Origin of the sequence: Promicromonospora sp. NPDC057138 (genome assembly GCF_042670845.1) — a bacterium.
Classification (GTDB): Bacteria; Actinomycetota; Actinomycetes; order Actinomycetales; family Cellulomonadaceae; genus Promicromonospora.
Genome location: NZ_JBHUUX010000002.1, coordinates 12688 through 26303, shown reverse-complemented (window position 1 = coordinate 26303; position 13616 = coordinate 12688). Strand labels below are relative to the sequence as shown.

Annotated in this window: 15 protein-coding genes; 5 read left to right on the top strand and 10 right to left on the bottom strand. The window is 71.3% G+C overall.

The genetic code is table 11. The features are described from left to right. Positions 1–10 precede the first annotated feature (10 nt). From arc to ACFT2C_RS01785, 3 genes are all read right to left on the bottom strand, one after another. Complete coding sequence (gene arc, locus ACFT2C_RS01795; protein ID WP_377205293.1) at positions 11–1672, bottom strand: proteasome ATPase; 1662 nt, start codon at positions 1670–1672, stop codon at positions 11–13. Positions 1673–1813: 141 nt separating this feature from the next. Beyond that, positions 1814–2827 (bottom strand): tRNA (adenine-N1)-methyltransferase, encoded by a 1014-nt coding sequence (locus tag ACFT2C_RS01790; RefSeq protein WP_377205292.1) that lies wholly within the window; start codon positions 2825–2827, stop codon positions 1814–1816. Positions 2828–2885: 58 nt separating this feature from the next. Next, positions 2886–4061 (bottom strand): site-2 protease family protein, encoded by a 1176-nt coding sequence (locus ACFT2C_RS01785; protein ID WP_377205291.1) that lies wholly within the window; start codon positions 4059–4061, stop codon positions 2886–2888. Between the two features lie 93 nt (positions 4062–4154). Between ACFT2C_RS01785 and ACFT2C_RS01780 the strand changes: the two genes are divergently transcribed. Continuing rightward, positions 4155–5075, top strand: coding sequence for a RecB family exonuclease (locus tag ACFT2C_RS01780; RefSeq protein ID WP_377205290.1), 921 nt, complete (start codon positions 4155–4157; stop codon positions 5073–5075). 7 nt (positions 5076–5082) lie between these two features. Here the strand turns inward: ACFT2C_RS01780 and ACFT2C_RS01775 are convergent, their stop codons facing one another. The 3 genes from ACFT2C_RS01775 to ACFT2C_RS01765 form a co-directional block, all read right to left on the bottom strand. Further along, positions 5083–5772, bottom strand: coding sequence for an HAD family hydrolase (locus tag ACFT2C_RS01775; RefSeq protein WP_377205289.1), 690 nt, complete (start codon positions 5770–5772; stop codon positions 5083–5085). A 79-nt stretch (positions 5773–5851) separates the two neighbouring features. Beyond that, complete coding sequence (locus ACFT2C_RS01770) at positions 5852–6394, bottom strand: hypothetical protein (RefSeq protein WP_377205288.1); 543 nt, start codon at positions 6392–6394, stop codon at positions 5852–5854. 65 nt (positions 6395–6459) lie between these two features. Next, positions 6460–8760: a hypothetical protein gene (locus ACFT2C_RS01765; protein WP_377205287.1), complete on the bottom strand. Its 2301-nt coding sequence runs from the start codon at positions 8758–8760 to the stop codon at positions 6460–6462. Positions 8761–8947: 187 nt separating this feature from the next. On the opposite strand from ACFT2C_RS01765, the gene ACFT2C_RS01760 reads away from it, so the two are divergent. After that, entirely contained in the window at positions 8948–9349 is a 402-nt protein-coding gene (locus ACFT2C_RS01760; RefSeq protein WP_377205286.1) for a hypothetical protein, read from the top strand. Between the two features lie 97 nt (positions 9350–9446). Continuing rightward, positions 9447–10013: an HD domain-containing protein gene (locus ACFT2C_RS01755; RefSeq protein ID WP_377205285.1), complete on the top strand. Its 567-nt coding sequence runs from the start codon at positions 9447–9449 to the stop codon at positions 10011–10013. 3 nt (positions 10014–10016) lie between these two features. Here the strand turns inward: ACFT2C_RS01755 and ACFT2C_RS01750 are convergent, their stop codons facing one another. Continuing rightward, entirely contained in the window at positions 10017–10490 is a 474-nt protein-coding gene (locus ACFT2C_RS01750; protein ID WP_377205284.1) for an NUDIX hydrolase, read from the bottom strand. Beyond that, a complete protein-coding gene (locus ACFT2C_RS01745; RefSeq protein ID WP_377205283.1) occupies positions 10490–11251 on the bottom strand; it encodes an XRE family transcriptional regulator in 762 nt (253 codons plus the stop codon). Before ACFT2C_RS01745 ends, ACFT2C_RS01750 begins: the two co-directional genes overlap by 1 nt. Positions 11252–11381: 130 nt before the next feature. Here ACFT2C_RS01745 and ACFT2C_RS01740 point away from each other — a divergent pair, with 130 nt between their 5' ends. Together ACFT2C_RS01740 and ACFT2C_RS01735 are read left to right on the top strand one after the other, a co-directional pair. After that, entirely contained in the window at positions 11382–11669 is a 288-nt protein-coding gene (locus ACFT2C_RS01740; RefSeq protein ID WP_377205282.1) for a hypothetical protein, read from the top strand. 105 nt (positions 11670–11774) lie between these two features. Further along, the gene (locus ACFT2C_RS01735) at positions 11775–12653 is read left to right on the top strand and encodes a PAC2 family protein (protein ID WP_377205281.1); all 879 of its coding nucleotides are present in this window, start codon (positions 11775–11777) and stop codon (positions 12651–12653) included. A 13-nt stretch (positions 12654–12666) separates the two neighbouring features. Here the strand turns inward: ACFT2C_RS01735 and ACFT2C_RS01730 are convergent, their stop codons facing one another. Next, complete coding sequence (locus ACFT2C_RS01730; RefSeq protein ID WP_377205280.1) at positions 12667–13182, bottom strand: OsmC family protein; 516 nt, start codon at positions 13180–13182, stop codon at positions 12667–12669. A gap of 156 nt (positions 13183–13338) precedes the next feature. Continuing rightward, complete coding sequence (locus tag ACFT2C_RS01725; RefSeq protein WP_129787570.1) at positions 13339–13554, bottom strand: hypothetical protein; 216 nt, start codon at positions 13552–13554, stop codon at positions 13339–13341. Positions 13555–13616 lie beyond the last annotated feature (62 nt).

Genomic DNA, 13616 nt, shown 5'->3' with positions numbered 1-13616 from the left:
CCGATGGCTGTCAGAGGTACTGACCGGTGTTCTGGACGGTGTCGATGGTGCGAGGCGTGGCGCCCTCGCCCTTCTTCTGGACGATGGTGCGGATGAAGACGATGCGCTCGCCCTTCTTGCCGCTGATGCGCGCCCAGTCGTCGGGGTTCGTCGTGTTCGGGAGGTCCTCGTTCTCCTTGAACTCGTCGACGCACGCGGTCAGCAGGTGCTCCACCCGGATGCCCTTCTGCCCCGTGGCCAGGAAGTCCTTGATCGCGTTCTTCTTGGCCCGGTCCACGACGTTCTGGATCATGGCGCCCGAGTTGAAGTCCTTGAAGAACAGGGTCTCCTTGTCGCCGGAGGCGTACGTGACCTCCAGGAACTGGTTCTCCTCGTCCTCCGAGTACATGCGCTCGACGACCGAGGTGATCATGCCATCGAGAGCCTCGGCCATGTTGTTGCCGTACTCGGTCAGGTCGTCCGCGTGGATGGGCAGGTCCTTGGTGAGGTACTTGCCGAAGATCTCCTTGGCGCCCTCAGCGTCGGGCCGCTCGATCTTGATCTTCACGTCGAGGCGTCCCGGGCGCAGGATGGCCGGGTCGATCATGTCCTCGCGGTTGGACGCGCCGATCACGATCACGTTGTCGAGCCGCTCCACGCCGTCGATCTCGGCGAGGAGCTGCGGCACGATCGTGGTCTCGACGTCCGAGGAGAGGCCGGTGCCGCGGGTGCGGAACAGCGACTCCATCTCGTCGAAGAAGACGACGACGGGCATGCCCTGGCTGGCCTTCTCCCGGGCACGGGCGAAGATCAGGCGGATGTGCCGTTCGGTCTCACCGACGTACTTGTTGAGCAGCTCCGGGCCCTTGACGTTGAGGAAGAAGCTCTTCACCTCGGGGTTGCCCCCGTTGGCGCGAGCGACCATCCCCGCGAGGGAGTGGGCCACCGCCTTGGCGATGAGCGTCTTGCCGCAGCCGGGAGGGCCGTACAGGAGCACGCCCTTGGGCGGGCGCAGCCCGTGCTCGCGGAACAGGTCGGGGTGCGCGAACGGCAGCTCGACCGCGTCCCGGATCGCCTCGATCTGCGGCCCGAGGCCACCGATGTCCTCGTACTCGATGTCCGGGACCTCTTCGAGGACGAGCTCCTCGACCTCGGACTTGGGCACGACCTCGAACACGAAGCCGCTGCGCGTGTCGACGGTGAGCGAGTCGCCCACCCGGAGCGGCACGTCCATCACCGAACCGGCGAGGCGCACCACGCGCTCCTCGTCCGCACGCCCGACCACGAGCACGCGGTCACCGCCCAGCATCTCCTTGACGGTCACCAGCTCGCCCGTGCGCTCGTACTCGCCCGCACCGACGACAGTCATGGCCTCGTTGAGCTTTACCTCCTGGCCCGGGCTCAGCCGGGTCACGTCCAGGCTGGGGCTCGCGGAGACGTGCATCTTGCGGCCGGCGGACGAGATGTCCACCGATCCGTCGGCGTGCGCGCCCAGGAACACGGCGTAGGTGCCCGGCGGCTTGGCAAGATCGTCGAGCTGTTTCTTCAGCTCCACGATCTGATCGCGCGCCGCGCGGAGTGCCTCCGCCAGGCGCTCGTTCTTGGCTGAGAGGAGGGCAATCTGGCGCTCGTAGTCGCGGTTCGGCAAAGACTCGTTCTCGGGATGGTTGTATCCTGACGTGTTCTCGGTCATGACATCCCCTCTCGTAGGGCCCGGGAGCCGACCATACGACGCAATCGCCTCCGAGAACAGCACTCTAAGCACAGTCACCGACACACCAGAAGTAAGAACACCCGTTTGAGACGTCCGGGGTACCCGATCGTTACAGCCCGTTCACGCAGACGGGGTGTTCGGATCCTCCGGCGCAACGCCGAGGTCACGACGCACCTTGCGGACCTTCTTGTCCGATATGGCCCGCTCCCCCAGCTCCTCCGGCGTCCACTCCGACTCGGGCGTCACGGGGTACGCACCCTTGGCAGGACGCCGTTTCCGCTCCGGAGGGGTGACGCCGTCGGCCAGCCGGCGGGCGGTGATCAGGAAGCCGGTGTGGCCGATCATCCGGTGCTCGGGTCGCACCGCCAGACCTTCCAGGTGCCACCCGCGGATCATCGTCTCGAAGGCCGACGGCTCAGCGAACCGGCCGTCCGCACGCAAATCTTCTGCTGTGCGCGAAAGTTGGGTCGTGGTGGCCACATAGCAGACGAGGACCCCTCCCGGCGCGAGCGCCGAGGCGACGGCGTCGACGTTCTCCCAGGGGGCGAGCATGTCCAGGACGACCCGGTCGACGGTGCCCGGCTCGGCGATCTCGGGCAGGACGTCGGCGAGGTCGCCGACCGAGAGCTGCCACGCCGGGTGGGGCCCGCCGAAGAAGGTCTCCACGTTGCCCTGCGCGATGGCCGCGAAGTCCTCGCGCCGCTCGATCGAGTGCACCTCGCCCGCGTCGCCGACGGCGCGCAGCAGGGACATCGTCAGCGCGCCGGAGCCGACCCCGGCCTCGACCACGCGGGCGCCCGGGTAGATGTCGGCCATGGCGACAATCTGCGCGGCGTCCTTCGGGTACACGACGGCGGCACCGCGGGGCATCGACAGCACGTAGTCGGCCAGCAGGGGGCGCAGGGCCAGGTACTCGATGTCCGCGGTGTTGACCACCACGGATCCCTCGGGCTGCCCGATGATCTGCTCGTGCTTGAAGTAGCCCTTGTGCGTGTGGAAGGTCCCGCCGGGCTGCAGCGTGATGGTGTGCAGGCGACCCTTGGGGTCGGTGAGCTGGACCTTGTCGCCCACGCGGAACGGGCCGCGGCGCAGCTCGGCGCCGGTGGCGGTAGGGGTATCGGTGGGTGTGGTCACGACGGACCATCCTAGGCGCTGGCCCTGCGGCGGGCGTGCGCCGGCGCGACGCCCGAGGTCAGGTCGCGCGCATCGCCCGCGCGACGTCGGCGAGGTCGAGCACCCCGGTGACCCGGCCGGCGTCGACCACCGGGACGAGCCGGGCGCCGCGGGAGGTCTGCGCCAGGTGGTTGAGCAGGTCCGTGCCCGCCATGCCCGGGTGGACGGCGGAGCCCTGGACGAACGGTACGGCCACGGCGTCGACCTGGGTCACGTCCCGGGCCGCTGCGGGCACCGCCGCGACGGCATCGCCGTCGAGCACCGCGACGGGGACCTGGTCGTAGCCCACGACCACGACGTAGTCCGACGACGACGCGCCGGCCGCGACCGCCGCCGCCCGCACGCTCAGCGCGTCCGCGACGGTGGAGCCGAGCGGCACCAGGACCGCGGGCCGCGCGAGCGCGGCGGCGGACAGCGCCGCTACCGCCTCGCGCCGCCGGCCGTTGGTGATCGCCGCACCGGCACCCGCCCAGAGGACCGCGCCGATCAGGGCCGACCACAGGACGTCGGAGATGTCCGGTCTGGTGCCCTGCAACAACGGCAGCGCCAGGGCCCAGACCAGCACGCCGACGGCGACGACGCGGCCCACCCAGCCCGCGGCGATCGTGCCCGTCGTGCGCCGGCCCGTGACGGCCCAGACGAGGGACTCGAGGATCTGCCCCCCGTCCAGCGGCAGGCCCGGGAGCAGGTTGAACGCGCCGACGAGCGCGTTGGACACGAAGCCGGACCACAGCAGGAACGTGGGCACGTTCATCACCGGCGAGGCCTGGTAGGCGACCCAGAAACCGGCCGCGAGCGCCAGGTTCGTCACAGGGCCGACGACGGCGACGAGGAAGCCGTCGAGCGGCCGCCCCAGACCCCCGGTAAAGGCCGTGTGCCCGCCCCAGAGCGTGACGGCGAGCTCGGTCACGTTCTGGCCGCGCGCCCTGGCGACCAGCGCGTGCGCGGTCTCGTGGAGAAACACCGACCCGAACAGGAGCAGCACGAACACGAACGCGACGAGGTAGTTACCCGCACCGAGCCCCGGCACCTGCGCCTCCGCGACAGGGGCGTACACGACGGTCAGGACGAGGGCTGCGAGGAACCAGGACCGCGTGACGATGACGGGCGCACCGGCGACGCGGCCGACGACGAACCCCTTCGAGCGCTGCGGGGCGTGGGGGGCGGGCGTGGAGGCGTGCTCCGAGGTGGTCACTGGTCAAACCTATCCGGCCCGTCGGCCCGGGAGTCGCGGCGCGCTGTGGACAACTCCCGGGCGATGTCAGTGGCCGCCCCTAGGGTTGAGGGCATGACGACGACGGAGATTACCGAGGAGCCGGTGCTGGACGTGGCAGCGGAGGCTGCCGACGACGCAGTATCGGCCCTGCGTGCGCCCTCGCGGCCGCCCGCCCTGTCGCCGTCGCGCGCCAACGACTTCATGCAGTGCCCGCTGCTGTTCCGGTTCCGCACGGTGGACCGGTTGCCGGAGCCGCCGTCCGCCGCGGCGGCGCGCGGCACCCTGGTGCACGCGGTGCTGGAGCGGCTGTACGACGCCCCGCTGGGCGACCGGACCCTGGCGGCCGCGCACGACCTGCTGCCCGGCGAGTGGGACCGGCTGCTGGAGGCGGACGAGCGGTACACGTCGCTGTTCACCGACGGAGTCGGCCCGGACGGGCAGGACCGCGCGGCCTGGCTGGCGGGCGCCGGCTCGCTGCTGGGCACGTACTTCACGCTGGAGGACCCGAACCGGCTGGAGCCGGCCGAGCGCGAGCTGCTGGTGGAGTCGCAGCTCGACGGCGGCCCGCTGCTGCGCGGCATCGTGGACCGGCTGGACATCGCGCCGACCGGTGCGGTCCGCGTGGTCGACTACAAGACGGGCCGCTCGCCGCGCCCGGGGTACGAGTCGTCGGCGGTGTTCCAGATGCGGTTCTACGGGCTGGTGCTGTGGCGCGAGCGCGGGGTGCTGCCCAAGATGCTGCAGCTCGTCTACCTGGGCGACGGCCAGGTGCTGCGGGGCGAGCCGACGACCGAGCACCTGGAGCACACGGAGCAGAAGATCCGCGCCGTCTGGGCGGGCATCGAGGAGGCTGCCCGCACGGGCGAGTGGAAGCCCCGCAAGTCCAAGCTGTGCGGCTGGTGCGCGCACCAGGCGATCTGCCCGGAGTTCGGCGGCACGCCCCCGGAGATCCCAGAGGGCGCGGTGGCGCTGCGGCTGGGCATCACCGGCTGAGCTCAGCTCAGCTCAGGAGGTCCACAACCTCGCCCGACACGATCCGTCCGAGCACCTCGAGGTCGATCTGCTTGAGTGACGCCGCCCGGCTGAGCCCGGGACGCGGCGGTACGGGCACCTCGGCGGGCACGCCGAGGGTGCGGGCGCCCGAGGCGAGCGCCGACGTGATGCCCGGGCCGGAGTCCTCGATGGCCACGCAGTCCTCGGGCCGTACTCCGAGCAGACCAGCGGCGGCCAGGTACGGCTCCGGGTGCGGCTTGCCGTGCGCGACCTCGTCGCCCGTGACGAGGTGGGCGAAGGTGCCCGCGGGGGCGCCGTCGGCCACGACCTCGGCCTGGCTGCGGTAGGACATGGTGACGATCGCGCACGGGACCTGCGCCGTGCGGAGGTCCTCCAGGAGCTCCAGCACACCGGGGCGCCACGGCACCGTCTCGCGCAGCTGCTCGTTCACCCTGGCCACGAGCCAGGCCACGATGTCGGCGGGTTCGAGCGGCACGCCGGCGTCGCGCAGCATGGTCCCGGTCGCGACGAGCGCCTGCCCGACGGCGCCCAGGGCGTCCTCGTGCGTCCAGGTCGCGCCGTGCGCCTCGACGATCTCGCGCTCGGCACGCATCCAGTAGGACTCGGAGTCGACGAGGGTGCCGTCCATGTCGAACAGGACGGCGGCGGGCAGAGCTGGGGATGAGTCGCGGGGCACCGGCACATCGTAGGTGCCGGTTTCGTACAGCTGGTAAACAGGCGGGACCGGCAGGTAACGGCCGGAGGTGACGCCGCGCTCAGTCCGCCAGCAGCTCGTCCACCCGCTCTTCCCGGTCGGAGTCCAGGTCGGTCCGCTCGAATGCGGCCACCGCACTGTCGAACGTCTCGTTCACCCGGGGCTCGATCTCGACGACGCCGGCCGGGGCGACCATCGCCTGCTCATACTCCGCGATCCAGGCGTCCATGTGCGCCACATAGGCGTCACGCGCCAGGTCGAGCCGGCCGCCGTCGGGCAGCGTGACGGCCTTGGCGTCCTCCTTGGCGACCAGGACGTCGGTCCGTGCGTCCTCGGCGAGACCGGGCACATCCGCCATGAGCGCGGTGGCGAGCTCCTCCTGGCGCCCGGCGTCGGAGGTGGCCTCTATCTCGTCGAACCGGCCACTGATCTCGTCGATGTAGTCGCGCATCGTCGTCTCGCTGTGGTCCACAGCATCGAGCAGCACGTCAGCGGGCTCACGGTTGCCGTTCGCCTGGGACCAGGCGATGCCGCTCCCGGTGCTGGCGACGAGGAACGCACCGACGGTCGACAGCAGCGTCCGGTGATTTCGCAGGTTGAGCATTGGTTCATACTCACCCGGACCAGGGGTGTTCCGCGCGCTGCACGGTGTGATCCGTGACGGAGCAATCAGACATATCTCCTTATTTCGGGCGCCGGGCCCTTCTGCCCCAGGCGCTCCAGGCGCTCCAAGCGCTCCGCCGCGAGGGCCGCCCTGTTCATCCCCGCGCGGATGTACGGCGCATCCGTGCCCGCGCTCTTCGGGTAGAAGATGCCCAGGTTGATCAAGCTGACGAAGCACGCGTAGACCAGCTCGTCCTGCACCAGCCCCAGGGACAACAGCGTGCCGATACCGATGATCGGGACCAGGTAGACCGCCACGGTGGGCTGCCATGCCGCCAGCCGCCCGAGCGTCGCGATCTCGCCTCGCGGTACGGACGAGAGCCCGGCCGCACGGGCGCGCGCGTTCGTGTCCCACGCGAACCAGAGGCAGGCCTGGACCACCACGGCGAAGGTGACGTGGCCGACCAGGGTTCCCAGCGGCCACCAGTCGCGCTGCACGAGCGTCGGCAGCGTGACGTAGACAGCCGGCAGGACCGCGAGAGACCGCAGACCGGCCTCCGCGGCCACCGCCCGCAGCCGTGCGGACCGGCCGCGCGGCACCGCCCAGACCGTGCTCAGCTCCGCGAAGACATTCAGGTACAGCCGGGCGCTGACCAGGGCGAACGTCAGTGTCACGAGGCGCACCGGCAGGTTCCCCCATGGGTCGGGGATGGGGTAGTCGTCCGCCCGGACGTCGTCGAGGAACGCGAGGCCGGTCCCGGACCGGCCGAGCACCTCGTCCGCCATCTCGAACCACTTCGCCTGCCAGGACAAGCCCAGATCGCGCGACCACCACGTCACGACCAGGGCCGTGGCGGACCACAGGAGCACCGCGCAGAGCCAGGCCCACCGCCGGAGCCGGCGCGCCCGGCTCAGGTGTGCCGCGCCCGTGCTGTCGCGCACCTGAGCGCTGCGCACCTGCAGCATCCGCCGCTGGCGGGCCACCGTCCCGGCGCCGGGCGACAGGTCCCGCAGCCGATCGAGACGGCTCCGCGGGCGCTCCCTGCCATCCTGCTCGAGGATCGCCACCTCGTCCCGGAAAACCCGTCCGACCTGCTCGAACCTGGCGCCGGCGGGGTCGATCGGGGTGACGAGGAGCCTGCGCCGCGGGTCGGCGTCAGTCAGGTCCTCCAGGAGCCGCGCGAGCCCGACCGAGGCCACGTAGAACTGGTCGGGGACCGTGCCGTCGGCGTTGTGCGGGATCCCGGCGATGGTGACGAGCAGCACGCCCAGCGAGTAGAGGTCGGCCTCGGGGTGCCCGGAGCCGGCGCGGCGCACCTCGGGCGCCGCGTACGCCCCGTCGCCCAGGGCCTGCCCGGTGATGGACCGGGTGTGCAGGTGGTTGACGCCGAGATCGACGAACCGCAGGCGGAACCTGCCCTGCTCCCCGTCGGCCGCGACGATGATGTTCGACGGCGTGAGGTCGTCGTGCCGCCGCCCCTCCCGCTCCAGCTCGGCCAGCGCGCTCAGGAGGGCACCGCCCAGCTCCCGCAGAGCGTCCGTGTCGACCGGACGGAGGATCTCCCGGGCCGGCGCCGGCGGACGCGCGGCAGCGCGATGCGCCAGGTGCTCCCCGAGCGTGCGGCCCCGGATCAGGTCCATGAGGATCCAGCTGTCGTGGCTCGCCCAGACCGGCACCGCGGGCGAGCTCTCGGTGGCGTCGAGCCGGCCGTGCTCCGCGAGATAGCCACGGGTCGCGGTCACGATCGTGGGGATCGTCAGGTACGGGTGGATGAGGCACTTCAGCGCGAAGGTCGCGGTCCGCCCCCTGGACGGCGTGGTGACCCGCCCGGTCAGGATGATCGACGTCGTGCCGTGCCGGTAGAACTCCAGGCTCGTGAGGTCGAGAGCCGCCCACTCCGCCGTCGTCCCGGGGTCTGCGACGGCGCCCCCGGACGTGTTCGGGTCGTGGAGCGCGGCGAGGGCTCGCTGCACGTCGGGGTCCGCCACCAAGGCGCTGCTGAGGGCATCGGCCGGCTCGTCCGCCACCGTGACGTCCCACGGCGCGTCACCGTGGAACCGCATCCGGTCCGAGCAGTGCATGGCCACCAGGGTGAGCAGGTAGAAGCCGAGACAGCCCATGGTCCGCGGCTCCAGCCCCGGCGCGTCACCGTGGTCCGACCACCAGTGCCACAGGTCCTCGATCTCCCGGCGACGGGCCACCTGGAACCTGTCCTCGTAGGCCCGCTCGTCGAGCGGGACGTCGAGCAGGACGGCGCGCCAGTCCGACGTCCGCCAGGCGTCCAGCGTTGCGGGGAGCGGCGCGTCGGCCCGGCGACCGGTCAGCCCGCCCACGACGAGGGTGAGGTGCTCGAGAGTCGCTCTCACGGCATTCCACCTGGTCACGGTCCGTGACGATAGCGGAGGACCGCCGTCGCACGCCGGGCAGACGCGCCGCACGACGAGGCACGCAACCCACAGCCCCGGCGCGCGCGTCGCGGCGTCCTGGGCGATGCTGACCCTCGATCGGCGGCCCCGGCCGACGACTCCCGGCACCGACCGAAGGGAAGCTGACGTGTTCGGACCCGATTTCTTCGAGCGACTCTCGCAGCGGATGTACTACGACCTCGACGGCAACCCGATCACGCAGGACCAGTGGTCCGTGCTGCGCCGCGGGGCCGGCAGTGCCCACGTCGCCCGCGACCACATCGGGTTCTACCACGTGTCCACGGTCTGGACGGGGATCGATACCACGGCCCCGCTCGACAACGACCACGGTCACACACCGCTGATCTACGAGACCATGGTCTTCGTCGAGCGCCTCGACCCGGACGGTGTGCTCTCCGAGGACGACCTGCTCGACTGCACCGAGCAGTTCGCGGAGCTCCACGCGACGCGCGACGCCGCCCTGGCCGGCCATTACCGCGCGACGGCGATGGTCCGTGACTGGTTGGTCAACGGACGCCCGGAGCTCTGACGACGGAGGGCTACTGATGCAGACGCGTACGCCTCCCCTGACCTCGTCTCTCGTCGCCCGTCGCGCTGGGCGCGGTCCGGCGCTCTACGGTGAACCGATGCACCGGACCACCCCGCGGAATCTCGACCCCGCGGGCGCACAGGCACTGCTGACCGAGCTCTTCGAGCCCGGCGCCGACCGTCTCGCCCACTCGATCGGCGTCGGACGGCGTGCCGAGCACGTCGCGCGGGCGCTGGGCCAGCCGGACCTGCTCGTCTCCGCGGCCTACCTGCACGACATCGGCTACGCGGCGGCCGCCTGCGACACCGGCCTGCACCAGCTCGACGGCGCCCGCTACCTGCGCTCGCTCGGCGCCTCCAGCGAGCTGACCGGCCTCGTCGCGCACCACACGGCTGCCACGGTCGAGGCCGCGGAGCGGGGCCTGGACGTGGCGCTGCGGCGCGAGTTCCCCGCGCCGTCGAGCGAGCTGCTGGACCTGCTCACCTACTGCGACATGACCACCTCGGCCCGGGGCGAGTCCGTCACCGTGGACGAGCGGTTCGACCGCATCTACTACCGCTACCCGCCCGGCCATCTGGTGACGCGCAGCATGCAGCACGCGGAGCCAGACCTGCGGCGGACCGTGTCCAGCATCGAGCGACGGCTCGAGCGGTCGCTCCGGTGAGGCTCAGGTGAGGTAGGGCTCCGTGCGCGTCGGGTCCACGGCGTGCTCGATCCGCAGCCGCATCGAGGGGTGGATGTCCAGGTCGCCGAGCCGGTCGATCCGCTGCCACACGACCTCGCTCGACTCCCCGGACGTCCGCGCGGCCCCGCCCGTGACCGCGCCGCGCATGCAGATGGAGAACTGTGCCCGGACCTCGCCGTCCGAGTACACGATCACGTGGCGGGGATCGGTGTAGATCCCGACCAGGCCCGTGATGCGCACGCGGTACCCGGTCTCCTCCTCGGTCTCCCGGACGCCCGCCTGCCGTACGGTCTCCCCCGGGTCGATTCCCCCGCCCGGGAGCGCCCAGAGGTTGTTGTCGGTGCGATGGATGAGCAGCAGGCGCCCGACGCCGTCCTGCACCGCCACCGTGACCGAAGGAACCACGGAGTTCACCGGTGGCGCGGCCGGGTCGTCGAAATAGTCGAACCGGGTCATCACGCCACCCTGTCCGAGTCCTCCGTCCGGGGCCATGCTGCCAAAGGTTTCGCGGCGCCCCAGACCCGCTCGAACCCGGCCTGGTAGGCGGGAGCCATCGACGCCTCCGGGCCGTCCTTGAGGTGCAGGAGCGGGTTGGCGCCGGCGGGCGAGCCCCACACGTGGGTGTTGACCAGCAGGTCGTCGTCGAACCGGAAGGTGGTGGCGTACAGGGTGCTGTCGTGCAGCCGCACCTCGACGCCGGGCGTGCCGAGGGCGGGCGCCAGGTAGGCCAGCACCAGCGCGATCCGCCCCGACAGGCCGGTGCCGCCCTCCTCCTTGGTACGCACCGCCACGGCCGCCCCGTCCGGGTCGCCGAGCAGCAGCCGCACCTGGACGCCGCGCGCCGCCATGTTCACGATCTCGGCGGTCAGGTCGAGCGTCTGGTCGGGCAGGAACGTCGCCGCGAACGCGTGCAGCTCGAAGCGCTGCTCGACGCCGGCGACGAACGCCCGCCAGGTCCCCGACGGCACCGCCCGGCGCGCCGGGTACACCCCGACGATCTCCTGGGCGGCGGCCTCGGCCCGGTCGACGTCGCCCCACAGCGCCGCGACATCGCAGCCCAGAGCGTCGGACACCGCCACCCGGTGGCGCGGGTGCGGCGTGCGGCCCTGGGCCACCCAGCGCTCCACGGTCTTCGGGTCCACGCCGACGGCGGCGGCGAGCCGCACCTGGCTCAGACCCGCCTGGCTCATCGCTGCGACCAGTCGTTGATTTCTCATGCGAATACCCCCTAGGGACGTATCTATCACCGAAACGTCCCGCGCGCTGCCGATGGCACGTCCCATACCCCCGACGCACAGTGGTCCCGAGCCAGTCGCCCCATGCCCGACCCGTGGACCGGAGGGTCTCGTGAATCCCATTGCGTCACAGTCGGTCACCGAACGTCTCGGCGATGTCATCGACCTGCTCCGGCACGTTCGCGCGGACTGGATCGAGGTGCTGACCGTCACGCCCGAACGCGTGTGCCTGCAGCCCTGGCACCTGGACGACGGCGAGAGCATCGCCCGCGCGCTCGGCCTCGACCACGCCATCGACCAGCGCATGATGAACCCCGGCTACACCCTGTGGACCGGCACCTGGCGCGGTGTCGAGGTGCAGGTCCGCGGCGCGCTGCGGGCGGACGTCCCGGTCTTCTGACGTCGGCGGCGATCCCGGCGCCGGCGCCGGGTGATCAATTCGCCCGTCCGCGAACGCGGCCGTGCCCCTGGTCACGGTGAGGGCGCCACACCCTAGGCTGGGGGGATGACCGACGCGCATCACGAGCAGCCGGAGCAGGCCTCGCCTCGCCAGACCGTGCTCCTCGCTGCCTTCGAAGGTTGGAACGACGCGGGGAGTGCTGCAACGACGGCGCTCACGCACCTGGCCGAGGTGTGGGGCGCCGAGAAAGTGACCGAGCTCGATCCCGAGGAGTTCCACGACTTCCAGGTCAACCGGCCGTACATCTCGTTGGACGACGACGGCAAGCGCTCCATCACCTGGCCCACGACGTCCGTGTCGGTGGCCCAGGTCGGCGAGCGCAAGGTGGTGCTGGTGCACGGCGTGGAGCCGTCCATGCGCTGGCGCAAGTACTGCGAGGAGCTGCTGAAGGTCGCGGACGAGATGGGCGTCAAGACCGTGATCACGCTCGGTGCCCTCCTGGCCGACGTGCCACACACGCGGCCCATCCCGATGACCGCGACGTCGGACAGCGTGGGCTTGCAGTCCGTGCTCGACATCGAGGCCAACACCTACCAGGGCCCGACCGGGATCGTTGGGGTGCTGCAGCACGAGGCCGCGCAGCTGGGCCTGCAGTCGGTCAGCCTGTGGGCGGCCGTGCCGCACTACGTGGCCAACCCGCCGTCGCCCAAGGCGACGCTCGCGATCCTCACGCGCGTGGAGGAGATCCTGGGCGAGTCCGTCCCGATGGGCGAGCTGCCCGACGACGCTGCCGCCTGGCAGCACGGCGTGGACGAGCTCGCGTCCGAGGACTCGGAGATCTCCGAGTACGTGGCCCAGCTCGAGGAGGCGAAGGACACCGCCGAGCTCCCGGAGGCGTCCGGCGACGCCATCGCGCGGGAGTTCGAGCGCTACCTGCGTCGCCGGGACAGCGGCGGCAAGGACAGCGGGCCGGAGAAGCTCTGACTGAGGTCGGCGGCTAGACCTGGCCCGCCGTCCGCCGCACGACCATCACGGGCGGCACCCGCAGGCTCTGGCCGACGACGCAGTACCGCTCGGTGAGCGCCCCAAGCCGCCGCAGGGCGGCGTCGTCGGCGTCGGTGTCGAGCTCTGCCTCGATGGTGACCTCACCGACCCCGACCGGGACCTCGCGGTCCAGGCCGAGCGTGCCCCGCGCGTCGAACGAGCTGGTCGCGGTGAGGGTGGCCGAGCGGATCGTGAGCCCCATGACCGTGGCCACGCTGCGCAACGTGACACCGGTACAGGCCAGGACTGCCTCGACGAGCATGTCGGCGCTGCAGGCGTCGGACCCGTCGCCGCCCGTCGCCGGGTGCAGGCCCGCCCGCACCGGGCCTGCCCAGGTCTCGACGGTCGCTGTGACGCCGTCGTCCGCGAACGTCGCCGAGGCCCGCACCGGCGTGACCGCCGTGCGGGGGTCGGCGCGGTACTGCTCCTTCAACGGTGCCTGGCGGGCCCGGAGCTCGGTTGCGTCCATGGGTTCATTCCAGCAGCCGACGGCGGCCGGCGCCATGAGTTCGTGCGCAGCACAGAGGCCCGAGCCCCAAACGGGGCTCAGGCCTCTGTCGTCGTCAGCTTCGTCGTTGTCAGCTTCGTCGTTGTCAGCTTCGTCGTCGTCAGCTTCGCGTGGAGCTCACGCGCTGGTCGAGATCGGCTCGATCCGTACTCCGGCGTCCGGACCGTGGAAGCCGACCCATGTCTCGAGGCACCGTGCGGCGTCCTCGACGCGGTCGTAGACCGGTGCGTAGCCCGGTCCGTTGCGAACGACGCGATAGCGCGTGCTGCACCGGGGCGTCGTCGTGACGGTGACCCGGGTCTCACCCGTGAAGTCTTCCTCGTACTCCGTCATGCTCCCCATCCTGCACCGGGTTAAATGCAAACGGAAGCAGGGGTCAAAACTAACCCCGCAGG